The 23,872-nt window shown below is 68.4% G+C and carries 23 protein-coding genes and 11 pseudogenes; 20 read left to right on the top strand and 14 right to left on the bottom strand.

Features of this window, described 5'->3' with window-relative positions; all coding sequences use genetic code 11:
* Nucleotides 1–7 precede the first annotated feature (7 nt).
* The 4 genes and pseudogenes from ACHMWU_RS04970 to ACHMWU_RS04955 all read right to left on the bottom strand — a co-directional run bounded on the left by ACHMWU_RS04970 (nucleotide 8) and on the right by ACHMWU_RS04955 (nucleotide 2,887).
* Nucleotides 8–136 carry a hypothetical protein gene (locus ACHMWU_RS04970; RefSeq protein WP_396041955.1) on the bottom strand — a complete coding sequence of 43 codons (129 nt, stop codon included), beginning with the start codon at nucleotides 134–136 and terminating at the stop codon, nucleotides 8–10.
* Between the two features lie 98 nt (nucleotides 137–234).
* Nucleotides 235–903, bottom strand: coding sequence for a hypothetical protein (locus tag ACHMWU_RS04965; RefSeq protein ID WP_396041954.1), 669 nt, complete (start codon nucleotides 901–903; stop codon nucleotides 235–237).
* Nucleotides 843–1,091, bottom strand: a complete 249-nt coding sequence (locus tag ACHMWU_RS04960) for a hypothetical protein (protein WP_396041953.1) — start codon at nucleotides 1,089–1,091, stop codon at nucleotides 843–845. The genes ACHMWU_RS04965 and ACHMWU_RS04960 overlap by 61 nt, the downstream gene beginning before the upstream one ends.
* Nucleotides 1,092–1,112: 21 nt before the next feature.
* Nucleotides 1,113–2,887 (bottom strand): annotated as a pseudogene (locus ACHMWU_RS04955) (acetyl/propionyl/methylcrotonyl-CoA carboxylase subunit alpha).
* A gap of 129 nt (nucleotides 2,888–3,016) precedes the next feature.
* Between ACHMWU_RS04955 and ACHMWU_RS04950 the strand changes: the two are divergent.
* Nucleotides 3,017–3,565: pseudogene (locus ACHMWU_RS04950) on the top strand (acyl-CoA dehydrogenase family protein); the annotation flags it as partial.
* 113 nt (nucleotides 3,566–3,678) lie between these two features.
* A complete protein-coding gene (locus ACHMWU_RS04945) occupies nucleotides 3,679–4,182 on the top strand; it encodes an acyl-CoA dehydrogenase family protein (protein WP_396041952.1) in 504 nt (167 codons plus the stop codon).
* Between the two features lie 114 nt (nucleotides 4,183–4,296).
* Here the strand turns inward: ACHMWU_RS04945 and ACHMWU_RS04940 are convergent, their stop codons facing one another.
* From ACHMWU_RS04940 to ACHMWU_RS04920, 5 genes and pseudogenes are all read right to left on the bottom strand, one after another.
* Nucleotides 4,297–4,518, bottom strand: a complete 222-nt coding sequence (locus ACHMWU_RS04940; RefSeq protein WP_396043057.1) for a hypothetical protein — start codon at nucleotides 4,516–4,518, stop codon at nucleotides 4,297–4,299.
* Between the two features lie 163 nt (nucleotides 4,519–4,681).
* A pseudogene (locus ACHMWU_RS04935) lies at nucleotides 4,682–5,158 on the bottom strand (Maf family protein); the annotation flags it as partial.
* A gap of 148 nt (nucleotides 5,159–5,306) precedes the next feature.
* Complete coding sequence (locus tag ACHMWU_RS04930) at nucleotides 5,307–5,819, bottom strand: hypothetical protein (RefSeq protein WP_396041951.1); 513 nt, start codon at nucleotides 5,817–5,819, stop codon at nucleotides 5,307–5,309.
* 3 nt (nucleotides 5,820–5,822) lie between these two features.
* Complete coding sequence (locus tag ACHMWU_RS04925; protein WP_396041950.1) at nucleotides 5,823–6,047, bottom strand: acyl-CoA carboxylase subunit epsilon; 225 nt, start codon at nucleotides 6,045–6,047, stop codon at nucleotides 5,823–5,825.
* Nucleotides 6,044–7,653 (bottom strand): annotated as a pseudogene (locus tag ACHMWU_RS04920) (acyl-CoA carboxylase subunit beta). Before ACHMWU_RS04920 ends, ACHMWU_RS04925 begins: the two are co-directional and overlap by 4 nt.
* Nucleotides 7,654–7,882: 229 nt before the next feature.
* Here ACHMWU_RS04920 and ACHMWU_RS04915 point away from each other — a divergent pair.
* The 7 genes and pseudogenes from ACHMWU_RS04915 to purE form a co-directional block, all read left to right on the top strand.
* Nucleotides 7,883–9,046, top strand: coding sequence for a biotin--[acetyl-CoA-carboxylase] ligase (locus ACHMWU_RS04915; protein WP_396041949.1), 1,164 nt, complete (start codon nucleotides 7,883–7,885; stop codon nucleotides 9,044–9,046).
* A 155-nt stretch (nucleotides 9,047–9,201) separates the two neighbouring features.
* A complete protein-coding gene (locus ACHMWU_RS04910) occupies nucleotides 9,202–9,510 on the top strand; it encodes a hypothetical protein (RefSeq protein ID WP_396041948.1) in 309 nt (102 codons plus the stop codon).
* Entirely contained in the window at nucleotides 9,417–9,998 is a 582-nt protein-coding gene (locus ACHMWU_RS04905) for an adenylate/guanylate cyclase domain-containing protein (protein WP_396041947.1), read from the top strand. Before ACHMWU_RS04910 ends, ACHMWU_RS04905 begins: the two co-directional genes overlap by 94 nt.
* Before the next feature lie 9 nt (nucleotides 9,999–10,007).
* Nucleotides 10,008–11,132 (top strand): 5-(carboxyamino)imidazole ribonucleotide synthase, encoded by a 1,125-nt coding sequence (locus tag ACHMWU_RS04900; RefSeq protein WP_396041946.1) that lies wholly within the window; start codon nucleotides 10,008–10,010, stop codon nucleotides 11,130–11,132.
* A gap of 2 nt (nucleotides 11,133–11,134) precedes the next feature.
* Nucleotides 11,135–11,569, top strand: coding sequence for a hypothetical protein (locus ACHMWU_RS04895; protein ID WP_396041945.1), 435 nt, complete (start codon nucleotides 11,135–11,137; stop codon nucleotides 11,567–11,569).
* Entirely contained in the window at nucleotides 11,566–12,024 is a 459-nt protein-coding gene (locus ACHMWU_RS04890) for a hypothetical protein (protein WP_396041944.1), read from the top strand. Before ACHMWU_RS04895 ends, ACHMWU_RS04890 begins: the two co-directional genes overlap by 4 nt.
* Before the next feature lie 5 nt (nucleotides 12,025–12,029).
* Nucleotides 12,030–12,506: pseudogene (gene purE / locus ACHMWU_RS04885) on the top strand (5-(carboxyamino)imidazole ribonucleotide mutase); the annotation flags it as partial.
* A gap of 215 nt (nucleotides 12,507–12,721) precedes the next feature.
* On the opposite strand, the pseudogene mqo reads toward purE, so the two are convergent.
* From mqo to ACHMWU_RS04870, 3 genes and pseudogenes are all read right to left on the bottom strand, one after another.
* Nucleotides 12,722–13,804: pseudogene (gene mqo, locus ACHMWU_RS04880) on the bottom strand (malate dehydrogenase (quinone)); the annotation flags it as partial.
* Between the two features lie 64 nt (nucleotides 13,805–13,868).
* Nucleotides 13,869–14,144 (bottom strand): annotated as a pseudogene (locus ACHMWU_RS04875) (malate:quinone oxidoreductase); the annotation flags it as partial.
* A 79-nt stretch (nucleotides 14,145–14,223) separates the two neighbouring features.
* Nucleotides 14,224–14,868 carry an MSMEG_1061 family FMN-dependent PPOX-type flavoprotein gene (locus tag ACHMWU_RS04870; protein WP_396041943.1) on the bottom strand — a complete coding sequence of 215 codons (645 nt, stop codon included), beginning with the start codon at nucleotides 14,866–14,868 and terminating at the stop codon, nucleotides 14,224–14,226.
* Here ACHMWU_RS04870 and ACHMWU_RS04865 point away from each other — a divergent pair.
* The 10 genes and pseudogenes from ACHMWU_RS04865 to ACHMWU_RS04820 all read left to right on the top strand — a co-directional run bounded on the left by ACHMWU_RS04865 (nucleotide 14,767) and on the right by ACHMWU_RS04820 (nucleotide 21,116).
* On the top strand, nucleotides 14,767–15,495 hold the full coding sequence (locus tag ACHMWU_RS04865; RefSeq protein ID WP_396041942.1) for an aminoglycoside phosphotransferase family protein: 729 nt from the start codon (nucleotides 14,767–14,769) through the stop codon (nucleotides 15,493–15,495). The genes ACHMWU_RS04870 and ACHMWU_RS04865 overlap by 102 nt on opposite strands.
* Complete coding sequence (locus tag ACHMWU_RS04860; RefSeq protein ID WP_396041941.1) at nucleotides 15,407–15,709, top strand: aminoglycoside phosphotransferase family protein; 303 nt, start codon at nucleotides 15,407–15,409, stop codon at nucleotides 15,707–15,709. Before ACHMWU_RS04865 ends, ACHMWU_RS04860 begins: the two co-directional genes overlap by 89 nt.
* Before the next feature lie 292 nt (nucleotides 15,710–16,001).
* Nucleotides 16,002–16,403: a hypothetical protein gene (locus ACHMWU_RS04855; RefSeq protein ID WP_396041940.1), complete on the top strand. Its 402-nt coding sequence runs from the start codon at nucleotides 16,002–16,004 to the stop codon at nucleotides 16,401–16,403.
* Nucleotides 16,404–16,763: 360 nt separating this feature from the next.
* Entirely contained in the window at nucleotides 16,764–17,735 is a 972-nt protein-coding gene (locus tag ACHMWU_RS04850) for an ATP-grasp fold amidoligase family protein (RefSeq protein ID WP_396041939.1), read from the top strand.
* Nucleotides 17,732–18,328: pseudogene (locus tag ACHMWU_RS04845) on the top strand (VOC family protein); the annotation flags it as partial. The gene ACHMWU_RS04850 and the pseudogene ACHMWU_RS04845, both read left to right, overlap by 4 nt.
* A gap of 134 nt (nucleotides 18,329–18,462) precedes the next feature.
* A complete protein-coding gene (locus ACHMWU_RS04840) occupies nucleotides 18,463–18,744 on the top strand; it encodes a VOC family protein (RefSeq protein WP_396041938.1) in 282 nt (93 codons plus the stop codon).
* Nucleotides 18,745–18,777: 33 nt separating this feature from the next.
* The gene (gene dapE, locus ACHMWU_RS04835; protein WP_396041937.1) at nucleotides 18,778–19,839 is read left to right on the top strand and encodes a succinyl-diaminopimelate desuccinylase; all 1,062 of its coding nucleotides are present in this window, start codon (nucleotides 18,778–18,780) and stop codon (nucleotides 19,837–19,839) included.
* Nucleotides 19,836–20,567 (top strand): annotated as a pseudogene (locus ACHMWU_RS04830) (TIGR00730 family Rossman fold protein). Before dapE ends, ACHMWU_RS04830 begins: the two are co-directional and overlap by 4 nt.
* A gap of 44 nt (nucleotides 20,568–20,611) precedes the next feature.
* Nucleotides 20,612–20,971: pseudogene (locus tag ACHMWU_RS04825) on the top strand (DNA-3-methyladenine glycosylase I); the annotation flags it as partial.
* Between the two features lie 85 nt (nucleotides 20,972–21,056).
* Nucleotides 21,057–21,116 carry a hypothetical protein gene (locus ACHMWU_RS04820; RefSeq protein ID WP_396042941.1) on the top strand — a complete coding sequence of 20 codons (60 nt, stop codon included), beginning with the start codon at nucleotides 21,057–21,059 and terminating at the stop codon, nucleotides 21,114–21,116.
* Nucleotides 21,117–21,808: 692 nt separating this feature from the next.
* On the opposite strand, the pseudogene ACHMWU_RS04815 reads toward ACHMWU_RS04820, so the two are convergent.
* Nucleotides 21,809–22,449 (bottom strand): annotated as a pseudogene (locus tag ACHMWU_RS04815) (enoyl-CoA hydratase/isomerase family protein).
* 186 nt (nucleotides 22,450–22,635) lie between these two features.
* On the opposite strand from ACHMWU_RS04815, the gene ACHMWU_RS04810 reads away from it, so the two are divergent.
* Nucleotides 22,636–22,797, top strand: a complete 162-nt coding sequence (locus ACHMWU_RS04810; protein ID WP_396041936.1) for a DUF3117 domain-containing protein — start codon at nucleotides 22,636–22,638, stop codon at nucleotides 22,795–22,797.
* A gap of 413 nt (nucleotides 22,798–23,210) precedes the next feature.
* On the opposite strand, the gene ACHMWU_RS04805 is transcribed toward ACHMWU_RS04810, so the two are convergent.
* Nucleotides 23,211–23,840, bottom strand: a complete 630-nt coding sequence (locus ACHMWU_RS04805) for an O-methyltransferase (protein WP_396042939.1) — start codon at nucleotides 23,838–23,840, stop codon at nucleotides 23,211–23,213.
* Nucleotides 23,841–23,872: the final 32 nt, after the last annotated feature.

The following is a 23,872-nucleotide window of genomic DNA, read 5'->3' as shown; positions in this document are numbered from 1 at the left end:
GACGTGGTCAGGAACTGCCCCTGCTCCTTGCCGGCAGCTTGCGGCACACGGGCGCATCGATCGACGACCCGGCCAGCCGGACCGTCGTGCTGGCCTCGCCGTGCTCGGGGTTGATCAGGCACGGACGATAGGTCACCAGATGGGGCCGGGCCATCCGGTCGAGCCGCGCTCGGCCTGTCGGCGAGCACCCAGGCGCCAATCTGGTCGAGGTGATCGCCGGTCGCGAGCACGAGGTCAGCAGCTGTCGAGAGCTTCCTCGGCAGCTGTGGCGCACGGCGAGCCGAGCTGCTGGGGGCTGAGGCTGTCGTGGCGGGAGCGTGCTGCGGCCAGCGCCTCGGCATCGAGCTGGCTGGGGGGTCCGGCTGAAGCCAGCGCCGGGTCACGCCGCCGCCGCAGGGGAGCCTTGACCGACAGCCAGACCAGGGTCAGGCAGCCGAGCAGGACGGCGACGGCGGCCGTCGTCGCGTACGCCCAGCGCCGGGCCAGGAGATCGGCGAGGGAGTCGTCGTTGTCGGGCTGGAATGCACGCGGGGTGTCGAGCCAGCCGCGCAGCGTCTCGTCGCTGATCTCCTGCCCGGGATCGGCGGCCGAACGCAGCACGAGCTCGGCCTGCAGCGCCGCGGTCGGCACGTTGTACTCGTACGGACCGAGGTCGCGGGCCAGGGTGTAGGCCCGCTGGCCCGGGCTGAAGTGAAGCTCCTTGGCCGTGCCGTAGCCCGCGATGTGGCTCGGTCCGTCGGTGAGCTTGACGATGTAGAGCCCGTCACCGAGCGCTTGCTGCAGCACGGCAGTGGCCTGCTCGGCTGGGCGTTCTGCACCGTCCAGCTCGTCGGGCGTGCTGGTCAGGACGACGTAGACGGGGACGTCGACCTTCGCAGCCAGGTCGGTGAGCAGGTCGTGCACGCCGTCGGCGTCCCGGTCCCCATCGCGGTGTGCACCATGACGGGGTCCTGCCGCAGCTGCGCGACGATGTCGTCGAGCGTCCGCGGATACGTGTTCGCGTCGTCCGCAGACGCCGCGGTGCTTGATCCGAAGACGCTCAGGAGCAGGAACAGGCAGACGAACAGACCAGCGGTCCGACGTCTGCTCATGTTCCCCCTCCGCGAGCCGGCCTACTCGGCTGCTGCGGCGTCCTTGATCTCGGCAACGACCTCGCCGCTGCCGATGGGTCCGCCGACCTCGACCTTGAGGCCGGTCACGATACCGGCCTTGTGGGCGTTGATGGGCTGCTCCATCTTCATGGCCTCGACGACGATGATCTGGTCGCCCTCGGCGACTTCCTGACCCTCTTCGACCGTGACCTTGACGACGGTGCCCTGCATCGGCGCGACGACCGAGTCACCGGACGCTGCTGCACCGGCACCCTTGCCGGCCTTGCGCTTGGACTTCTTCGCGCCACCTGCGGCGACTGCCGAGGCGCCCAGGCCACCGGGCAGGACGACCTCGACGCGCTTGCCGCCGACCTCGACCGTGACGCGCTCGCGCTCGGCGGGCTCGTCGGTCTCGTTGCTGCCGGCGTACGGCTCGAGGGTGTTGTCGTAGTCGGTCTCGATCCAGGTGGTGTAGACCGTGAAGTTGCCATCGGCAGCGGTGAACGCGGGGTCGTCGACGACCGAGCGGTGGAACGGGATGACGGTCGGCATGCCGTCGACGACGAACTCGTCGAGGGCGCGGCGCGAACGGGCCAGGGCCTGCTCACGGCTGGTGCCCGACACGATCAGCTTGGCGACGAGGGAGTCGAACGCTCCGGGGACGGTCTCGCCCTCTTCGTAGCCGCCGTCGAGGCGGACGCCCGGCCCGACGGGGGAGCCCACTTGGTCAGGGTGCCGGGGGCGGGCAGGAAGCCACGGCCGCCGTCCTCGGCGTTGATGCGGAACTCGATCGAGTGACCGCGGACCTCGGGGTCGCCGTAGCCGAGCTCTTCGCCGGCCGCGATGCGGAACATCTCGCCGACCAGGTCGATGCCGGTGACCTCTTCGGAGACACAGTGCTCGACCTGCAGGCGGGTGTTGACCTCGAGGAAGCTGATGGTGCCGTCGGCGGCGACGAGGAACTCACAGGTTCCGGCGCCGACGTAGCCGGCTTCCTTCAAGATCGCCTTGGACGACTCGTACAGGCGTGAGACCTGGTCATCGGTCAGGAACGGCGCGGGGGCCTCCTCGACGAGCTTTTGGTGGCGACGCTGCAGCGAGCAGTCACGCGTCGAGACGACGACGACGTTGCCGTGGCTGTCGGCGAGGCACTGGGTCTCGACGTGGCGGGGCTTGTCGAGGAACTTCTCGACCAGGCACTCGCCGCGACCGAAGGCGCTGACGGCCTCGCGGACGGCCGACTCGTACGCCTCGGGGATCTCTTCGAGGGTGCGGGCGACCTTGAGGCCGCGGCCACCGCCGCCGAAGACGGCCTTGATCGCGACGGGCAGACCGTTGGCCTTGGCGAACTCGACGACCTCGTCGGCGTCCTTAACCGGGTCCTTGGTGCCCGGGGCCAGGGGTGCGTTGGCCTTCTGGGCGATGTGCTTGGCCTTGGCCTTGTCGCCGAGCGCCTCGATCGCGTGCGGCGGGGGACCGATCCAGATCAGCCCGGCGTCGATGACGGCCTGGGCGAAGTCGGCGTTCTCGGCCAAGAAGCCGTAGCCGGGGTGCACGCTGTCAGCGCCGGCGCGCTGGGCGACGGCGATGATCTTCTCGATCGAGAGGTACGACTCGGCGGGCGTCGAGCCTTCCAGCGAGTAGGCCTCGTCGGCGAGCCGGACGAACACCGCATCGCGGTCGGGCTCGGCGTAGACCGCGACGCTGCCGATGCCGGCGTCCTTGCAGGCTCGGATGACACGGACGGCGATTTCACCGCGGTTGGCGATCAGGACTTTTGCGAGGGGCTTGCTCACTGAAATTGTTCTCCTAGATGCGACGCAGCTGCCTGCGGCAGTCTAGAGCCTCTCGACGGGCCGGGTCGTATGAGGTTGGTTACCTTTCCGCAATTGCCGAGCTAGGTTAATGGTTGTTAACATGTGCTCATGTCATTTGCCCTCTCGCCTGAGCATGAGTCGTTCCGCCGTAGCGTTCGCGAGTTCGCGGAGGCCGAAGTCGCCCCGCACGTGGCCCAGTGGGACCGCGATCACCACTTTCCTGTCGACCTCGTGCACCAGATGGGTGACTTCGGGCTGTTCGGTCTGACCGCGCCGGAGGAGTTCGGTGGCTCGGGCGGCGACTTCACGAGCCTGTGCGTCGCGATCGAGGAGCTGGGTCGCGTCGACCAGTCGATCGGCATCACGTTGGAGGCCGGTGTCGGTCTCGGCATCACGCCGATCCTCGAGTACGGAACCCCGGCGCAGCAGGAGCAGTGGCTGCCCGACCTCGTGGCAGGTCGACGGCTGGCCGGGTTCGGGCTGACCGAGCCGGGGGCCGGCTCAGATGCCAGCGCGACCAAGACCACCGCCCGAGTCGACGGCGACGACTGGGTCGTCAACGGCTCGAAGCAGTTCATCACCAACTCCGGCAGTGCGATCACCTCGCTCGTGACCGTGACGGCCCGTACCGGAACCCGCCCGTCGGGTGCCGCTGAGATCTCGGCGATCATGCTGCCCGCAGGCACGCCGGGATTCGTCGCCGAGGCGCCTACGACAAGCTCGGCTGGCACATCTCCGACACGCATCCGCTGTCGTTCACCGACGTCCGGGTGCCGCAGGATCATCTGCTGGGTGAGCAGGGGCGTGGCTACGCGCAGTTCCTCGCGACGCTCGACGACGGGCGCATCGCGATCGCGGCCCTCGCGGTCGGCTGCATCCAGGCCTGCCTCGACCTCTGCGTCCAGTACGCGGGGGAGCGGACGACGTTCGGCGTCCCGATCGGCACCAAGCAGGGGGTCGCGTTCCAGATCTCAGACCTGGCGGTGATGGCGACCGCCGGCCGGGCGTTGACGTACCAGGCGGCAGCGCTCAAGGACGCCGGAGCACCGCCGGCCGCGATCAAGCAGGCGGCGTCGATCGCCAAGCTCTACACCTCGGAGTCGGCCGTCACGGCGACGCGGATCGCGACCCAGGTCTTCGGTGGTTACGGCTTCATGGAGGAGTACCCGGTCGCCCGGTTCTACCGCGACGCCAAGATCTTGGAGATCGGCGAGGGCACGTCCGAGGTCCAGCGCATGCTGATCGCGCGCGGCCTCGGACTCCCCGTCGAGTAACCCAGACGCCGACGAGGTGGTCATGGCCCCTCGAGGGGGTGGTTACGGCCCTGGTGGAGGGCAGCAACTACCTCTTCGGAGGGCAACAACCACCTCGTCAGCGGGTGGGGTTTGCTACAGGTTGGTCATCTTGGTGCAGGGCAGCGGGATGTGCTTGGCGCCTTCGCCGAAGTCGACCTGAGCCGACTGGGTGCCCTGGACGCTGAGGACCCGGCCGAGACCGAAGGTGTCGTGGGAGACGCGCGCGCCTACCTCGTACACCTCGACATCGACCTCTGGTGCTGCCTGGAACGGGCTGGACGCGTGATAGCGGCGGGGCCGCGGTGAGGTTGCCATCGTTCTTCCAGTCTCTCACCTCTGAGCGGCCCTGAACAACAAATGTCTCAGTTTGTCCGGTTCCAGAGGTCCGGCCAGAAGATTCCCAGCTCGGCGACGAGCTCTCGCAGGCGCCCGGCAGGGACAGTCCGACGACGTTGTGGTGATCGCCTTCGATGCCGGAGATGAAGGCTCCGCCGAGGCCGTCGATCGTGAAGGCACCGGCGACGTGCAACGGCTCGCCCGTCGCGACGTAGGCGTCGATCTCAGCATCGGAGACCTGGGCAAAATGCACGATCGTCGAGGCCGACTCGATCAGCTCGACGTCGCCGCGACGCACGCAGTGACCGGTGTGCAGGACTGCGCTGCGACCGCGCAGCCGGCGCCACCGAGCCACCGCCTGAGCAGGATCCGAGGGCTTGCCGAAGATCTCGCCCTCGAAGGCCAGCACGGAGTCGCAGCCGATCACGAGAGCTGTGCCGTCGACGTCAGATGCCACGGCACGGCACTTCAGCTGAGCCAGTGCAGCGGCCAGGTTGGCTGCATCGGTCGAGCTGATCTGGTCCTCGTCGACGCCCGAGACGATGACCTCGGGCTCGATCCCGGCGGACCGGAGCGTCGCAAGACGGGCCGGCGACTGCGAGGCCAGGACGACCCTCATCGCAGGGAGCCTTCGTCGTAGCGTTGCCGCACGACCTCGAGGCGGCTGTCGGCGAGGAGGTCGGCGATCAAGCGCTCGGAGCCACCCACTCCCGTCCAGGTGTTCTCGAGGTTCGTCGTGACGAACCAGGCGTGGTCGGCGGGCCAGATCAGGTTAGGGCTGTTGATGTCACGCGGCGCCCCGTTGCCCAGCTGGCGGCACCCCACTGGCCGGCCTCGTCGAGCGTCCCGGTGAACAGGAAGTACTGCTGCTCGTTGGCGATCAGCAACGGCCCGTTCATGACGTGGGGCGGAAACGCCGGTGGAGGCGGCGACTTGGGCTTCTCCTTCGTGAAGATGCGGCCCGGCCAGGCCGTCGGACCGGAGAAGGCCGTCAGGAAGCGTGCCGCCTCACCGCCGTGGATGTCGCCATAGCCCTCCCACAGGGCGAAATAGCTCTCGTGCGGCGTCAGGGTGTGCCTGGCCAGGACGTCGACGAGTGCGCCGAGCAGACGCGCGTCGAGATGGCCCTCCGCCCGGTCGCCGTCACCCGCGGCGCCATGCAGGACGCGGACGTACGACTCGAAGCCTGGCGGTCCGAGCTGCGCGCGCAGCTGCGAACCGCCCTCGGCCCCGACGAACCAGTCGGCGGGGCTGAGGGCGGACAGCGGACGCAATGTCATGGCTCAGCGGCCGAAGGCCGACCGACGCCAGTGATCGGGGCCGAACGAGTGAGCGGTCCGCACCTGGCGGGCGGGGTGGCCCCACTCTGAACGCAGTGCAGGCTTGGCGCCGGACGCAGCGTGGGCTGCGGCGGCGTTGCGGGCGGCCACGACGGCGACGAGCGCGGCGAGCTCTTCGGCCGTCAGGTCGCCCTTGACCACGCGGAGGATCGGCGTCGTGCCGCTCACAGCGGGATGTTCCCGTGCTTCTTGGGCGGCAGCGACTCACGCTTGGTCCGCAGCAGGCGCAGGCCCTTGACGATCTCTGCACGGGTCTGCGACGGCTCGATGACCGCGTCGACGTAGCCGCGCTCGGCTGCGAGATACGGGTTGCAGAGGGTGTCTTCGTACTCGGTCATGAGCTGCGCACGCAGGGCTTCGGGATCGTCCGAGGCGGCGAGCTCCTTGCGGTACAGCAGGCCGACCGCGCCGGACGCACCGACGACCGCGATCTGGCCCGTGGGCCACGAGATGTTGAGGTCGGCGCCCAGGTGCTTGGAGCCCATGACGTCGTACGCTCCGCCGTAGGCCTTGCGGGTGATGACCGTGATGAGCGGGACGGTCGCCTCGGCGTAGGCGTAGATGGGCTTGGCGCCACGGCGGATGATGCCGTTCCACTCCTGGTCGGTGCCGGGCAGGAAGCCGGGCACGTCGACGAACGTCAGGATCGGGATGTTGAACGCGTCGCAGGTGCGGACGAACCGGGCGGCCTTCTCGGACGCGTCGATGTCGAGGCAGCCGGCCAGCTGCATCGGCTGGTTGGCGACGACGCCGACGCTGCGACCCTCGACCCGGCCGTAGCCGATCACGATGTTGGGCGCGAACAGCGGCATGACCTCGAGGAAGTCGCCGTCGTCGACGACGGTCTCGATGACGGTCTTGATGTCGTACGGCTGGTTGGCCGAGTCGGGGATCAGCGTGTCGAGTGCGTAGTCGGTCTCGTTGCGCTCAAGATCTGCCGTCTCGTCGAAGACGGGAGCTTCTTCCATGTTGTTCTGCGGCAGGAACGAGATGAGCGCCTTGGCGTACTCGATCGCGTCTTCCTCGTCGGCACCCATGTAGTGGGCGTTGCCCGACTTGGTGGTGTGCGCGCGGGCGCCGCCGAGGTCTTCCATCGAGACCTCTTCGCCCGTGACGGTCTTGATGATGTCGGGGCCCGTGATGAACATGTTGGACGACTTGTCGACCATGATCACGAAGTCGGTGACGGCGGGGGAGTACACGTGGCCGCCGGCGTTGGCGCCCATGATCAGCGAGATCTGGGGGATGACGCCCGAGGCGTGCACGTTGCGCTTGAAGATCTCGCCGTACAGGCCGAGCGAGACGACGCCCTCCTGGATGCGGGCGCCGGAGCCTTCGTTGATGCCGATGATGGGGCAGCCCGACTTGAGCGCGAGGTCCATGACCTTGGTGATCTTCTCGCCGTAGACCTGGCCGAGCGATCCGCCGAAGACGCTGAAGTCCTGGCTGAAGATGCAGACCATGCGGCCGTCGATCGTGCCGTAGCCGGTGATGACGCCGTCGCCGAGGGGCCGGTTCTTCTCGAGGCCGAACTCGGTCGAGCGGTGCTTGGCCAGTGCGTCGAGCTCGACGAACGAACCTTCGTCGAGAAGCTGATCGACGCGTTCGCGGGCGCTCTGGCGGCCACGGGCACTCTGCTTCTCGTGGGCACGCGCGGCCATCTCCACCAACGCCGTGTCGCGACGCTCGATGAAGTCCGCGAGCTCCCGGCGGTCGTGTGCAGCTCGGGCTTCTCTACGATCTCGTGTTCAGTCACGGGGGTCAGCGTATCTATCGGCGCTCAGTTCCGATATGTGAGGCTGTTCTCATGTCCTACCGTGACCTCGACCGCCCGCCCCTCGACGCGGCGGCTCTTCGCTCAGCCCTCACGGGAGGAGGCCAGATCTGGACCGACGTCGTTGTGACGCATCACACAGGCAGCACGAATGCCGATGTGGCCGCCGCCGCTCGGTCCGGAGCGCCCGAGGGAACGGTTCACACGACCGACGAGCAGTCGTCGGGACGTGGCCGGCTCGATCGGGCGTGGAGCTCTCCCGGCAGGTTCGGGCGCGATCGTGTCGGTGCTGCTGCGCCCCGACAGCGTTCCGGCGAGCCGCTGGGTCTGGCTGCCGCTGCTGGTGGGCCTTGCGGTCGATGCGACGGTGCAGGAGTGCGGAGTGGAGTCGCAGCTGAAGTGGCCCAACGACGTCCTCGTCGACGGACGCAAGATCGCCGGGATCCTGCTCGAACGGGTCGAGACGGCGCAGGGTGCGGCGGCTGTCATCGGCGTCGGGCTCAACGTCTCGCTGCGACGCGACGAGCTTCCGGTCGAGACAGCCACCTCCCTGCTGCTCGAAGGTGCCACCGAGACCGATCGCACGATCGTGCTGCGGTCGTTCCTGCGCAATCTCGAGGCCCTGTACCGGGCCTGGTCGGCGACGGGCGGCGACCCCGGTGCCGGTATCCGTGAGTCGTACGTCCGACGCTGCGTGACGATCGGCCAGCAGGTGCGCGTGACCCTGCCGCACGCCGAGCCGATCGAGGGACTCGCGACCGGTATCGACGACTCTGGCCGCCTGCTCGTGGCAGGCCAGGCAATCAGCGCGGGGGATATCACCACGTACGCCCCAAGCCGTGAGAAAATCACTCGTATGAGCCTTCCCCGCAAGCTGATGATCGATGGCGAGCAGACCGTCGCCACGACCAGGACACATGTCAAGGTGCTGTTCTGGCCGTTCGTGATCCTGCTCGTCGTGTGCGTCGCGGCCGGCTGGCTGGTCGCCTCGATCGGTGGCAAGGGCGACGGCAAGGTCGGCTGGGTCCTCCTGGTGATCGCCGCCGTGCTGATCGTCGTCGGCTCGATCGTGCCGTTCCTGACCTGGTACCTGTGGACCTACACGCTGACCAACAAGCGCATCGTGGAGCAGAAGGGCATCCTGACCCGCACCGGTCGGGTCATCCCGCTCAGCCGGGTCAACGACGTCGCGTTCGAGAAGAACCTGACCGACCGCATGCTGGGCTGCGGGACGCTGATCATCCACGACGCGAGCGAGCAGGCCGGCCTGCAGTTGCGCGACATCCCCAAGATCGAGGCCTTCCACCGCACGGTGACCAACCTCGTGTTCGAGAAGCATGAAACCCAGAAGAACGATGAAGCGGTCTGCAACGCGAGACTCTGTCCCAGCTGATCCTCGGCGGTGAGCCGACGCTGACCAGCGCCGAGGTCACGGCCAAGGGTGGGCTCAGCCTCGAGGACGGCCAGCGACTGTGGCGCGCCTTCGGCTTCCCCGACACCGGCGACAGCATCGCCTACGGCGAGTCCGACGTCGCGGCGATCGCGACCGTGGCTCTGGCGCTCAAGACCGGCCTGATGGACGAGGCCACGGTGTTCCGGATGACTCGGGCGTTGGGCACCACGATGTCCAAGCTGGCCGACTGGCAGGTCTCGGCGCTCGTCGAGCAGGTCGAGCACGACGTGCACGACGGCAAGTCCGAGACCCCGGCTCGAGGCGGCCGTCGACCTGGCGCGCACAGCAAGCTCCCGGCTTCGAGGGCCTCATGGTCTACGCCTGGCGCCGGCACCTCGCCGCTGCGGCCGCCCGCATCGAGGCGTTGGGGGCCGCCGACGAAGAGCTGCTGTCGACCCAGATGACCGTCGGTTTCGCCGACCTGTCGCGGTTCACCTCGCTGTCGAACGACCTCGACGACAGCGGGCTGGCGGCGCTGGTCGAGAACTTCGAGACCCGCTGTGCCGACATCGTCACGGCTCACGGTGGACGCGTCATCAAGACGTTGGGCGATGCGGTGCTGTTCGTGACCGACGACCCCTTGGAGGGCACCCGCACGGCGATCGACCTGGTCAAGCAGATCGCGATGCGCACCGAGCTGCCCAACGTGTGCGTCGGGCTGGCCACCGGATCGGTCGTCAGCCGACTCGGCGACGTCTACGGGCCGCCGGTCAACCTGGCGGCGCGGCTCTCGCACGTCGCCCGCAGCAACCGGGTGCTGGTCGACGATGCGACGGCCGCCGCGCTGAGCGGCGAGTTCGACACCCGGGCGCTGCCGCCCCGGCCGCTCAGAGGGTTCGGCAACGTCTCGCCGATCACGGTGACTGAACGCCGCGGGTTCCGGTCCCGATAGGCTGGGGGGGTGCCCACACCCCAGCTTGCAGTCATCGGCGGAGGCCAGCTGGCTCGCATGATGCAGCAGTCCGCGATCGGCCTCGGAATCGACATCAGGCTCCTGGCCGAGGGCCCTGACGTCTCGGCGGCCCAGGTCGTCCCCGACCACCTCGTCGGAGACTACACAGACCTCGACACGCTCCGTGCCGTCGTGGCCGATGCCCCGGTCGTGACGTTCGACCACGAGCACGTCCCGCCCGAGCACCTGCGGGCGCTGCAGGCCGAAGGACATGCCTGCCGGCCCGGACCCGACGCTCTGCTGTTCGCGCAGGACAAGGGGGCCATGAGGTCCCGGCTCGGCGAGCTCGGCGCCCCGTGCCCCCGCAACGCGATCATCACCTCGCCCGCCGACCTCGAGTCGTTCGGCCTCCCTGCAGTCGTCAAGACGACGCGCGGCGGCTACGACGGCAAGGGCGTCTGGGTGGTCCGGACGGACGCCGACGCCGACGAGGCGTTTGCGTCGGGACGGGTGCTGCTGGCCGAAGAGCTCGTCGACTTCCGTCGCGAGCTGTCGGCGCTCGTCGCCCGCTCGCCATCGGGCGAGATCCGGTCCTACCCGGTCGTCGAGTCCCGGCAGGCCGATGGCGTGTGTGCCGAGGTCGTCGCCCCGGCGCCCGACCTCGATCCGGCGCTGGCCGCCGAGGCGCGCGAGCTCGCCGAGCGCATCGCCGCCGAGCTCGACGTGACGGGCATCCTGGCGGTCGAGCTGTTCGAGACCACCGACGGCCGCTTGCTCGTCAACGAGCTCGCGATGCGGCCGCACAACACCGGCCACTGGTCGATCGACGGTGCTGTCACGAGCCAGTTCGAGAACCACCTGCGAGCAGTCCTCGACCTGCCGCTCGGGGGCACCGAGGCGCGTCAGCCCTGGACCGTCATGGTCAACATCCTGGGTGGGACGGTCAGCGACCTCGTCGCCCAGCGGGCAGTCGTCCTGGCTGCCGAGCCCGACGTCGCGGTCCATCTCTACGGCAAGTCGGTCAAGGCCGGACGCAAGGTCGGCCACGTCACGGCGTACGGCGACGACCTCGACGAGGTGCTGGCGCGGGCCCGGCGCGCCGGAGGCCTCTTCACCGACGGGACGCCGTCCTGACCGTGGCAGAGGCTCGACGGGCCTATCGCCGCTCGTGTGCTGCCTTCGTCGGCTGGACCGGACTATGTGTCCTGCTCGGGGCGATCGGAGTGACGGTCGGGCTTCGGGGCCTGATGGGCGACAACGACATCCCGCCAACGGCCATCGTGGTCATGCCCGCCGTCGGCTGGTTGGCGACCTGGGTGTGGTTGTGCGCCTGGGTCGTGTGGACCTACCGGCGGCAGGTTCCTGACCTGGCAGCCTCGGACGACGACTACCTGCGATCACTCGCGCCGCAGCATGCACACGTGCGAGGGATGTACACACTGCGGAACCTGTCCGGTGTCGACCTGGCCGGCCTCCGCTCGACCCGGACCGCACGATTCGTCAACGGCCAGTGGCCGTTGGTAGGTCACGCGGCTGCCATCGGTCTGCTGGTCATCGGGCTGTCGCTGTGAGACATGCGCATCTTGCCGGAATGGGGCGCCGGGCGATGCTGGGCTACCTGCTGTTCGCTGTGCCGTTCTCAGCGGCGGCCATCGCCTTGGGAGTGTTCCTGCCGCTCAACGCCGTGGGCGGCCCTGAAGAGACGCGGGAGGTCTGGGTCGGCCTCTGGTTGTTCGGCCTGATGCTCGTGCTGGCGGGGCTCACCGTCCTGCTTCCGGCCACGGTCTCGTGGTGGCACCGCACGAGGGCCAGTGCGGCATATCGTCGTGACCCCGCAGCCGGACTGGCTGCGGCCGAGCAGGCTGACAGGCTTGAGCTGCGATTCGTTTCCACCACGCCGGTCGGCATGCGGACCGGACCGGGCGTCCCCGCAGTTGCGCACCGGGTCAATCGTCTCCTCGCATGGATGTGGGGGCTCGGCGTCATGGTTGCCGTGCTGGCCATCATCTGGGCGTCGATAGGCTGATTCCCATGACTGCACAGGCGCGCGTTGGAATTGTGATGGGCTCGGACTCCGACTGGCCGACGATGGAGGCTGCCGCGACAGCGCTGACCGAGTTCGGCATCGCGTACGAGGCCGATGTCGTCTCGGCTCACCGGATGCCCGACGAGATGCTCGCCTACGGGCGCGAGGCCCACGGCCGCGGCATCGAGGTCATCATCGCGGGTGCGGGTGGCGCGGCCCATCTGCCGGGCATGCTGGCCGCCGTGACACCGTTGCCGGTCATCGGCGTCCCGGTTCCGCTGAAGTACCTCGACGGCATGGACTCGCTGCTGTCGATCGTCCAGATGCCCGCCGGGGTTCCCGTCGCGACGGTCTCGATCGGCAACGCCCGCAACGCTGGTCTGCTGGCCGTTCGAATCCTGGCGACCGGCGACCCCGAGCTGACCGACAAGATCGTGGCCTTCCAAGAAGACCTGGCCGACGTGGCGCGTGCCAAGGGCGAGAGAGGTCCGCAACCCCGCTGCCGGGGGCGCAGGCTTCCGCTGACCTCAGGCCTCGTCGGCGTGGACGTTGGCGAGCTCAAGGGTCTTGTCGGTCCAGCGACGCAGATCGCGCAGCAGCGACGGGTCTGCTGCCAGGTCGACGCCGTACGACGGCAGCATCTCCTTGAGCTGGGGCGCCAGGCGTCGATGCGGTCAGCGAAGCACGTCTCGAGGACGTCGATCATCGCGGAGACCGCCGTCGATGCTCCGGGTGAGGCTCCCAGCAGGCCGGCGATCGTGCCATCGGCCTTGTTGACGACACAGGTGCCGAACTCCAGGGTTCCGCCGATACCGTTGCGACGGATCGTCTGGACACGCTGACCGGCCGTGATGAGCTCGAAGTCGCCGCCCTCGATGGCCGGTGCGAACTCACGCAGCGTCTCGATGCGCTTGTCCTGGTTCTTGAGCACCTCCTTGATGAGGTACATCGTCAGCGACATCGAGTTGACGCCGACACCGAGCATCGAGAACAGGTTGCCGGGACGGATCGAGCGGGGCAGGTCGGTGAATCCGCCCTCCTTCAGGAAGCGGGGCGACCAACCGGCGTAGGGGCCGAACATCAGGCTTCGCTCGCCGTCGACGACACGGGTGTCGAGGTGCGGGACCGACATCGGCGGTGCGCCGACGGGAGGCTTGCCGTAGACCTTGGCGTGGTGCCCGCCGACGACGTCGGGATTGGTCGTGCGCAGGAACTGGCCGCTGACCGGGAAGCCAGCGAATCCGCGGATCTCGGGAATGTGCGACTTCTGCAGCAGGTGAAGGGCTCCGCCACCTGCTCCGACGAACACGAAGCGCGCGTTGACCTGGGTCTTCTGACCGGTCTGGGTGTCCTTGACGAGCACGGTCCACGTGCTGTCGGCGTTCTGGCGCAGCTTGCGCACGTCGTGGTGGTAGTTGATGTCGGCGCCGTGGTTGTCGAGGTTGCGCAGCAGCTGCTTGGTCAGGGCGCCGAAGTCGACGTCGGTGCCTCCGTCGCTCCAGTTGAGCGCCAGCGTCTCGTCGTCGCTGCGTCCGGCAGCCATGAGCGGCAGGCGTGCGGCGATCGTGTCGCGGTCGTCGATGTACTCCATGCCCTCGAACAGCGGGTTGTCGACGAGCGCCTGGTGGCGGGCCTTCAGGTAGGCCGCGTCAGCGGTGCCCTGCGCGAAGCTGACGTGCGGCACCGCGTTGATGAACGATCCGGGGTTGTCGAGCAGCCCGTTCTCGACGCCGTGCGCCCAGAACTGACGCGACAGCTGGAACTGCTGGTTGACCGTGATGGCCTTGCTGACGTCGACGGAACCGTCGGGCCGCTGTGGCGTGTAGTTGCAGCTCGCACAGCGCGGAGTGTCCGGTGCCGGCGTTGTTCCACGGCCCCGAGCTCTCTTCGGCCGGTCCGCCCAGCCTCTCGTACACGCTGATCGACCAGTCGGGCTCGATCGAGGAGATCAGGGAACCGAGGGTTGCGCTCATGACGCCGGCGCCGACGAGGAGGACGTCGGTGCGCACCACGGCGGGACGCTGCTGCTGGCGGACTGCGATCGAAGACGAGCTGGTTGACACGCGTAAATCGCCGGATACAAGGAGAGGAATTGAGAGTCGTGAGTCTTGTGAACCCATGCACAAGCCTTCACCCTGAAGGGCCCATACACCGAATCATTGGGGTGTGATTTACGTCGCCCAGAGCGTGATTTAGGTCTCAGAGAGGGGTGAGGTACCGTTCGCCCTCATCAGTAGAGGCCATCGCGGTATGCCTTGCCGTAGTAGGCCTCAAGCTCGGCCAGCGAGTCCTGCGGACGTTCGAGGCTCTTGGCGATCTGTGCGCGGCTTGCGACTGCCTCGGGGGCCCAGGTCTCGGGCTGCCACAGCTCGAGCGCAAGAAGGCCTTGGCGCAGTGGAAGAACACCTGCTCCACCGCGACCTCCAGGATCACCGCCGGCCGGTTTCCCTGCACGATCATCTGGTCGACGTACGGCGCATCGCTGAGCAGCCGGGCGCGGCCGTTGATGCGCAGCGTGTCGCCACGGCCAGGGACCAGGAACAGCAGGCCCACGTGCGGATTCTGCAAGATGTTGAGGAATCCGTCGGCGCGTCGGTTGCCGGGCCGTTCAGGGATGGCGAGGGTCGTCTCGTCGATGACGAGCGCGAAGCCCGCCGGATCGCCCTTCGGTGAGACGTCGAGCCGTCCCTCGACGTCAGAGGTCGCGACGAGGCACAGGGGAGAGGCCGCGAGCCAGGCCCGATGCTCAGGTGCCAACGCAGCCCGGTCCTTGTCGAGGACGCGTTGCAGCGGCGTGCCGAGGAGGTCGCGCAGCTGAGTCTCGGTCGTGATCTCGAAGCCCATGAGGTCCACGCTACGCGGCGTGCTGCTCGGGTGGTGGCACGCTGGTCACATGGCCCTCCTGCCGTTCGACCTGCCGACGGAGCTCGCGGCATGTGCCGATCGAGGCGAGGCCTGGGCCACCTGGATCCGCAGTGTCCCGCGCACGACCAGGGACCTGCTCGACGAGTGGCAAGCCACGGTCGACGGCGAGCCGATGCACGGATTCACGGCATTGGTCGTTCCGGTGGTCGCTGCGGGGGAGCGGCTGGTCCTCAAGATCGTCTTCCCCATGACGAAGGGCAGCACGAAGCCCTCGCCCTGCGGCACTGGGACGGCCACGGCGCCGCAGGTCTGGTCAGAGCAGATCCGCGCCGCGGTGCCCTGCTGCTCGAACGGCTGCACGTGCGCAGTCTCCAAGACGTCCCGGTTCTCGAAGCCTGCTCGATCGTCGCCGGGCTCTACCGTCAGCTGCACCTGCCCGCACCGGCCCAGGCGTCGCCCTCACGACGTACGTCGAGGGCTGGACCGACGAGCCGCTCGTCTGCCCCGTGCAGCCCCGTTGCCGCGGCGGATCGTCGAGCAGGCCATTCGCCTCGGTCGTTCGTTCGTCGACGACCCCGACAGCGTCGGCCGTCTGATCCACGCTGACCTGCACTACGAGAACGTCCTGGCCGCCGAGCGGGCACCGTGGTTGGCGATCGACCCCAAACCGGTCTCGGGCGATCCGCACTACGAGGTGGCCCCGCTCCTGTGGAACCGCTGGGACGAGGCCGTCGCGACCGGCGACGTCCGAGCTTGCGACCCGGCGGCGGTTCCACACGACGGTCGACGAAGCGGGTCTCGACGAGGAGCGGGCCCGTGACTGGGTCGTCGTCCGGGAGGCGGTCAACGCGATGTGGGCTATCGAGGACGCCGATCGAGACCGGGTCACGCAGGCGATCGCGATCATCAAGGCCGTCCAGGACTGAGCGCCGAGACCTACCCTTCCCCGCACGTACGACGTCAGCGCGGTCAACGTCGGCTGGGCAGGCGAGGAGGCGAAGCCGAAACGCACCGGCGGCGTCACCGGCGCCAGCTCGCCGAGCTCGTCGCCCTCCCACGTCGCACGCGCCGATGACACGTGCCGCACGGCCGTCGCGGCGTACCACTCCTGCTTGCCGCCGCCGGCGGTCCCGAAGGTGTGGACGCCGGGCATCACCACCCCGGCCACGGGGCTGCAGACCCGAGCCCAGGTACGGGTGCGTCGCACCGGCCCGGGCACGAGCGCCAGCGGCGCGCTGACCCAGTGCCGCCGGCCGGGCGTGAATCGCACCTGGACCGACCTGGTGTGCACCGACCACTCGGCGCCCGGGCGCACCGAGACGGGCTCGATGCGCACGTCGTCGAAGGAGTACGTCGAGGCGACGAAGTCGGCGACGTCGGCGCGGGGCGCGATCAGGGTGCGATGGCCCGACGCGTCTTCGACCATGACGTCCGCGAACGCGCCGAAGGGGCTGGCCAGCCAGCTGCCGATCACGATCCGGGTTCCGGAGGTGGTGCCCAGCCCGGCGATGTGACCTGTGAACGCACTCGTCATGGGGACAGTGTGTCTGAGTCGTCCACGTTCGACTAAGGTGAGGCGATCGCGGCAACGAGGGAGGCCCAGTGATCTCCTGCAACAGGATGCTGGAAGTCGTGCATTCGACGGTCGACCGGGCCATGAGGTGGTACGACACGCCGGCGCCGATGCTGCTGGCCTCGATCAAGTACCACCGCAGGCCCTATGTGCCGTGGTCGCCGCGGTTCACGCGCAAGCTTCCTGCGGTACACGTACGGCGACTGGGTCGAGGGACAGTTCCGGCTGACCGACAAGATCGCGGTGCGCAAGTACGTCGAGGAGCGAGTCGGGTCCGGGTTGCCTGCCCGAGCTCTACGCCGTGGCCGACCGGGTCGAGAAGATCCGGTTCGGCAAGCTGCCCGAACGCTTCTACCTCAAGACCAATCATGGGTGCGGGTACAACATCGCCTGCCCTGACAAGTCAGCCTTCGACGTCGCCGATGCCCGTCGCCGCATGCGCAGGTACTTGTCGGCCGACTACTCGGCGGTGGCAGGAGAACGGCAGTACCGGCGTATCGCCCGCAAGGTCTTCGCCGAGGAGTTCCTCGACATGTCCCGGCCGCGGTGCATGATGCTGCGGCTGTTCTGCTTCGACGGCGACGTCTCGTTCATCCAGGTCGACACGGCGAGCGGCCGCGTGAACCCCGTCGAGGGCAGCTTCCACCTTCCGGACTGGACGCTGGCGCCGTTCCGCTACGGCAGGCACTATCCCGACGTCGTGGCCGAACGCCCGCACAACCTCGACGAGGTGCTGTCGATGGCGTCCGCGTTGTCCAAGGGCTTGCCGTTCGTGCGCGTCGACCTGTACTGGCTCGACGGCCGCATCGTCTTCAGCGAGCTGACGTTGACTCCGTCGCGCGGGACGCGGCGGTTGATCCCGGCCCAGCACGACCGGGCCATCGGACGGCTGTTCGACCTGCCCCACGAGCGTCGCTCGATGTGGGTGCGACGGGCCCTGCGCCCGGTCAAGGGCAAGGCCACGGTGCGGTTGCGCCGTGACGGCAGGCGGGCCGTCGAAGAGGTCATGAAGGCTGAACCGTTCTGGTGGGGAGTCCACGGAGTCCTCGGTCTGCAGCGGCCCTACCGTCAGCGGCAGGTGCCGTTGGCCGCGATCCCGGCCCACGTGACGCACGTGATCGTCCCGGGGCAGGAGTCCGTGAGTCGGGCGTCACGCTGCGTGCTGCGCGAACGCCTCGACCGCGCGGTCGAGGTGGCCCGTGCCCGCCCGACCTGCTGGTCATCGTGTCGGGCGACGGCCGCAAGGCTGCGCGTCGAGAGGACCGGGCGATGAAGGCCGACCTGGTGGCGCACGGCATCGACGCAGACCGGATCGTGCTCGACCCGCGCGGGTACTCCACGTTGCAGACCATGGACCGGGCCCGCGCAGCCGGCGTCAGGTCGGCGGTCGTCGTCAGCAACGACTTTCACGAGGCCCGGATGGTCGATCTCGCGGTCGCGGTGGGCATCGACGCGTATGTCGTCAACGACCACACGGCCAACTCGTACCGCGATGCCGACCGGCCCTTGCGCTACGACGAGCGACGTGGCTGCTGGCCCATCTCAAGGACGCGCTGGTCGTCCGACGACGGCGTGCGCGGGCGTTCCTGCGGCGCTAGCGTGGACGACATGCCACTCGTGACGTTCAAAGATCTGTGCATAGACGCCCACGACGTCCCCGCGATGCAGCGCTTCTGGTCCGGTGCGTTGGGGCTCGAAGGCGAGTTCTTCCACGACGACGGCTCGGCCGTGCTGCGTGGTGCCCGCAAGTCGCAGACGGTCTGGATCAACCGGGTGCCTGAGGCGCTGGGGCCCAAGAACCGGGTGCACCTCGACCTGGTGGCGCCGTCGCTCGACTACTTCGCCGGCTGCGAGCAGCTGTCCGCCCCCGGTGAGTTCACCTGGACGGTGTTCGCCGACCCCGAGGGCAACCAGTTCTGCGTCTTCGTGACCGATGCGCCGGCTCCGGCGCTCAAGGACGTCGGCGTCGACTCGGTCGACCACCGTCAGATCGGCGCCTGGTGGGCCGACGTCTGGGGCGGCACGCTGGGCAGGCCGACGACTACACCTACCTCGACGACATCCCGGGTGCTCCCGTCGAGTCCTTCGACTTCTGCACCGTCCCTGAGCCCAAGACGGTCAAGAACCGCCTGCACTGGGACGTCACGCTCGAACCCGGCGCGGCGGTCGGCGACCTGGTGTCGGTCGGCGCCACGGTGCTGGCCGAGCCGACCGAGGACGACCAATGGACCGTGATGGCTGATCCCGAGGGCAATGAGTTCTGCGTGTTCGAGCGGCGGTGACGGCGTCGCTGGCGGGCGTGGCAGAGTGATCCCGTGGCCATCATCGACCTGAACACCGACATCGTCAGCCTCACCGCAGCCCTCGTCGACATCGCCTCTGAGAGCCTTGACGAGCAGGAGATCGCCGACAGCGTCGAGCACGCGCTGCTGGGACTCGCCCACCTCGAGGTCGTGCGCGACGGGCACACCATCGTGGCCCGCACACACCTGGGCCGCAGCGAGCGGGTCGTCATCGCCGGGCACCTCGACACCGTCCCGGCCAACGGCAACTTCCCGTCCCGCCTGGTCGGTGACGTCCTGCACGGGCTCGGCACGTGTGACATGAAGGGCGGCGTCGCGGTGGCCCTGAAGCTTGCGGCGTCCATGGCAGCGCCGGTACGCGACGTGACCTACGTCTTCTACGACGCCGAGGAGATCGCCGCAGAGTTCAACGGGCTGGGCCGGCTGGCACGCGAACGTCCCGAGCTGCTGGCCGGTGACTTCGCGATCTTGATGGAGCCGTCCGACGCCGGTGTCGAGGCTGGCTGCCAAGGCACGATGCGGGTCGACATCCGGACGACGGGCGAGCGGGCGCACGCGGCGCGGTCGTGGATGGGCTCCAACGCGATCCACGCACTCGGCCCGGTCCTCGACCGGCTCAACACGTACGTCCCGCGCGAGGTCGAGATCGACGGTCTGCTGTACCGCGAGGGGCTCAACGCCGTCGGCATCCGCGGCGGGGTGGCTGGCAACGTCATCCCCGACGAGGGAGTCGTCACGGTCAACTTCCGGTTCGCGCCCGATCGGTCCGAGGCCGAGGCGCATGAGCATCTGCAGGAGACGTTCGAGGGCTTCGGCCTGACCGTCACCGACTCGGCACCCGGTGCCCTGCCGGGCCTGCAGCAACCTGCCGCTGCGGCCTTCGTGGCCGCTGTTGGTGCCGAGCCCCGACCCAAGTTCGGCTGGACCGACGTCGCCCAGTTCAGCGTCCTCGGGGTGCCGGCGGTCAACTACGGCCCCGGTGACCCGATCTTCGCCCACAAGGCCGACGAGCAGGTCCCCGTCGAGCACCTGCACCGGGTGCTCGAAGTTCTCACAGATTGGCTCACTCCATGACGTCACGCCCCATCCACCGCCGCGGACCGATCCGTCTCAAGGGCGATCAGCTGCCCGACTCCACGACCGATCAGCGGCTGCTCGACTCTCGTGGCCCGAGCGACTGGGTGCACACCGACCCGTGGCGGGTCATGCGCATCCAGTCCGAGTTCGTCGAGGGCTTCGGCGCGCTGGCCGAGCTGGGGCCAGCGGTCAGTGTGTTCGGCTCGGCGCGCACCAAGCCCGATGACCCGATGTACGAGGCGGCACAGCAGATCGCCAGCAAGCTCTGCTCCGAGGGCTATGCGGTGATCACGGGCGGCGGCCCCGGAGCGATGGAAGCAGCCAACCGCGGCGCGAGCGAGTGCGGGGGAGTGTCAGTCGGTCTCGGCATCGAGCCGCCGCACGAGCAGGGGATGAACGACTGGGTCGATCTCGGCGTCAACTTCCGCTACTTCTTCGTGCGCAAGACCATGTTCGTCAAGTACGCCCAGGGATACGTCGTGCTGCCCGGCGGCTTCGGCACGATGGACGGCTGTTCGAGGCGCTGACCTTGGTGCAGACCGGCAAGATCACGTCGTTCCCGATCGTGCTGTTCGGCACCGAGTACTGGGGCGGCCTCATCGACTGGTTGCGCGACGACGATGCTCACCGACGGCAAGATCAGTCAGGCCGACGTCGACATGCTGCACGTGACCGATGACGTCGACGAGGCGGTCGCGTACTTCGTGGCCAAGGATCGGGCCTGAACGTGGCGGAGGTGCTGCGGTGCCCGTGGGGCGACGATCCGGCGATGATCGAGTACCACGACACCGAGTGGGGCCGTGAGCTTCGCGGCGACCAGGCACTGTTCGAGCGCATGTCGCTCGAGGCCTTCCAGTCGGGCCTGTCGTGGGCCATCATCTTGCGCAAGCGTGACCGGTTCCGCGAGGTCTTCGCCGGCTTCGACCCTGAGACCGTCGCCGCATTCGGCGAGCCGGACGTCGCGCGCCTGCTCACCGATGCCGGCATCGTGCGCAACCGGATGAAGATCGAGGCCACGATCAGCAACGCCCGGACGCTGCTCGAGCTCGACGAGTCGTTCTCGGACCTGCTGTGGTCGTTCGCCCCGGCACCCAGGTCGGCGCCCACGTCGTACGCCGACGTGCCGGCCACGACGGCTGAGTCGGTCGCGATGGCCAAGACCCTGAAGAAGAAGGGCTTTCGGTTCTTTCGGTCCGACCACCGCATATGCGCTGATGCAGGCGACCGGCATGGTCAACGACCACCTGGCTGGCTGCGTCGCCCGGCGGGTGTGACCCATTCGCCGAGCGTGCCTCCCAGAATTCGACTGACCGCTGGCTTACGATCCCCACATGTCGAACCGGAGAATTCCCCGCTCCCGCCGTGCTGTTGCCGCCGCCGGACTGCTCCTTTCCACTGTCGTGGTCGCCGTCGTCGGCCTCGTCGTGGCGACGGTGCCAGTCCTGGTGATCGCCGCGGTCTATGCCGCGGTCGTCGGTGTCGTGGCAGGTCGGCTGCTGTCCAACGAGATCGCTCAGGTGCGTCGCGACTGGGCGCGTGATCGGGCCAAGCTGGCCGACGACAACCGCAAGGCCGCCGTCGTGAAGTCGCGCGAGCACATTGCCTTCGCCGAGCAGATGGGTCAGCGTGTCAGCCTGCGCGACTCGCAGATCGCGACTCTGCGCGACGCGATCGTCACCGCTGAGATCGAGATGGCTCAGGCACGCGAGCGGTTCTCGGCCGAGCGGGCCCGCAGCGCTGCGCTCGAGGCCGACGTCAACTCGGCCCAGTCCGATCTCGAGTCGGCCCGGGTCGACCTGCGCCAGGCCACCGATGCATTGGCAGCCAGCGAGTCTGCCGAGGCAGGTCCGCGCTGCAGCCCTGGCCTGGGAGCAGGACCGCAAGCTCGCCTAACGTCCCTCGTACACCGGCTTCTCCTTGGCCAAGAACGCCTTGACTGCTGTGGCGTGATCCTTCGAGGCGCCGGTCAGGGCCATCTTCTGCCCCTCGTGCTCCAGCGAGGACGGCAGGTCGTGGGTGGCCGAGAACGCCAACGCCCGCTTGATCGCACCGTAGGCCAGCGTCGGGCCCGCTGCGAGCTCGTTCGCGAGCGTCTCGACAGCCGACTGAAGGCGTCGTCGTCGACGACCGAGGTCGCCAGTCCGATCTCGAGTGCCTCGGCCGCTGAGACGTTTCTGGGGCGCAGCAGCAGGTCCGTTGCGCGGGCGTGCCCGACGAGCCGCGGCAGCGTCCACGAGGCGCCGGTGTCGCAGGAGAACGCGATCGCCGCGAAGGCGGTGTTGAACCCGGCGGAACGCTTCAGGATGCGAAAGTCGGCCGCGAACGCCATGGACGAGCCGGCGCCGGCCGCGATGCCGTTGACCGCCGCGATGACCGGTTTGGGCATCGTGGCGATCGCCGTGACGATGGGGTTGTAGTGGTCGACGACGGTCGTGGACGGTCCGGCCGACGCGTCGGCCATCGATGCGACGTGCTCGTTGAGGTCCTGACCGACGCAGAACGAGCGTCCGAACCGGTCAGCACCACGCAGCGCACGGCACTGTCGGACGCTGCATCGTGCAGTGCGTCGCGCAGGGCGACCTTGGCCGAAAGTGTCAGGCTGTTCATCGCTTCTGGACGGTCCAGCGTCACCGTCGCGACCCCATCTGCCACGCGATACGTGACCGGGGCGGGCTCAGGAACGTTCATATCTGTCTCCTATGGGGGACTGCGGTCGAAACCTGACTCGCTATAGGCGATAATGGCAGACACGCTTCGCCCGTTGGGTGGAAGATCCAGACGAGAGGGGAACTGATGGCCGCCATGAAGCCACGGACCGGAGACGGCCCGATGGAGGTCACCAAGGAAGGACGCTGCATCGTCATGCGCGTCCCGCTCGAAGGTGGAGGACGCCTGGTCGTCGAGCTCGACGACGAGGAAGCTGCCACGTTGGGCGACGCGCTCAAAGCCATCTGATGTATGGATTGACGGTGCGGTGGTCGTTGACAGACGCACCGAAGGGGACGCTCCGTGCGCTGCGGTCGTATGTCGAGGATGAGTCCTTCGCCAAGTTTGCGGCGCTGGACGGGCTGCGGTTCAAGTCGTGGCGCGCGCACAAGGGCGCCTGGTTCGAAGGCAGCTACGTGTTCGTCTCCGACGAGGCCCGAGCCGAGTTCCAAGCATCGTTCACCGAGGTGGCCGCCGGGTCACCGGTGTCGAAGCTGATCGGATCGGCTCCGATCCTGATCGAGCCGTGCGAGATCGTCGCGGTCGTCCGGGGTCCTGCCGGATTTAGGTCCAGCAGCCATTTCGAGCACGGCCGCACCGACGACTGGAGCCCACGAGGTGGTTGTCGCTCTCCTCGCGGGGCGACAACCACCTCGTCAGCGTCAGGGCAGCAGCTGGGCGGCCAGCAGGCCGTCACCCAGTGGAAGCAGGATGCTGCGCAGGCGCTCGTCTGTCGCCACGCGCTGGACGACCTCGCGGATCGCCGTCGTCTCGGGGTCGCGCTGCGACGGGTCAGCGACCCGGTCGTGCCACAGGGCATTGTCGAACACGATGAGCCCGCCGGGGCGGACGAGCCGCAGGGCCTGGTCGAGGTACTCGCCGTACTCAACCTTGTCGCCGTCGAGGAACACGAGGTCGTAACCGGCGTCGGTCAGCCGCGGCATGACGTCGAGGCCCGCTCCGGCGATCAACCGGAAGCGCTGTGGGGCGAAACCCGCCTCGGTGAACGTGTCGCGGGCGAGCCGCTGGTGCTCGGCCTCGAGGTCGACCGAGGTGAGCACGCCGTCGGGCTGCATGCCGCGCAGCAGCCACAGGCCCGAGACACCTGTTCCGGTGCCGATCTCGGCGATCGATCGAGCCGCCACGGCCGAGGCCAGGAACGACAGCGCTGCACCCGCACCAGGGCCGACGGGGACCACGCCGACCTCGTCACCACGGCGTCGTGCCGCTGCGAGATGCTCGTCCTCACTCTGGTGGTCCTCGGCAAAGGCCAGGCTGGCTGCGGTGGTAATGGTCGGCTCCTCAGTAGTCGTTGGGACCAGAC

It is taken from the genome of Aeromicrobium sp. UC242_57, assembly GCF_044452305.1.
GTDB lineage: Bacteria > Actinomycetota > Actinomycetes > Propionibacteriales > Nocardioidaceae > Aeromicrobium.
The sequence above is the reverse complement of the archived record's forward strand: the minus strand, read 5'-3'. Positions and strand labels throughout refer to the sequence as shown.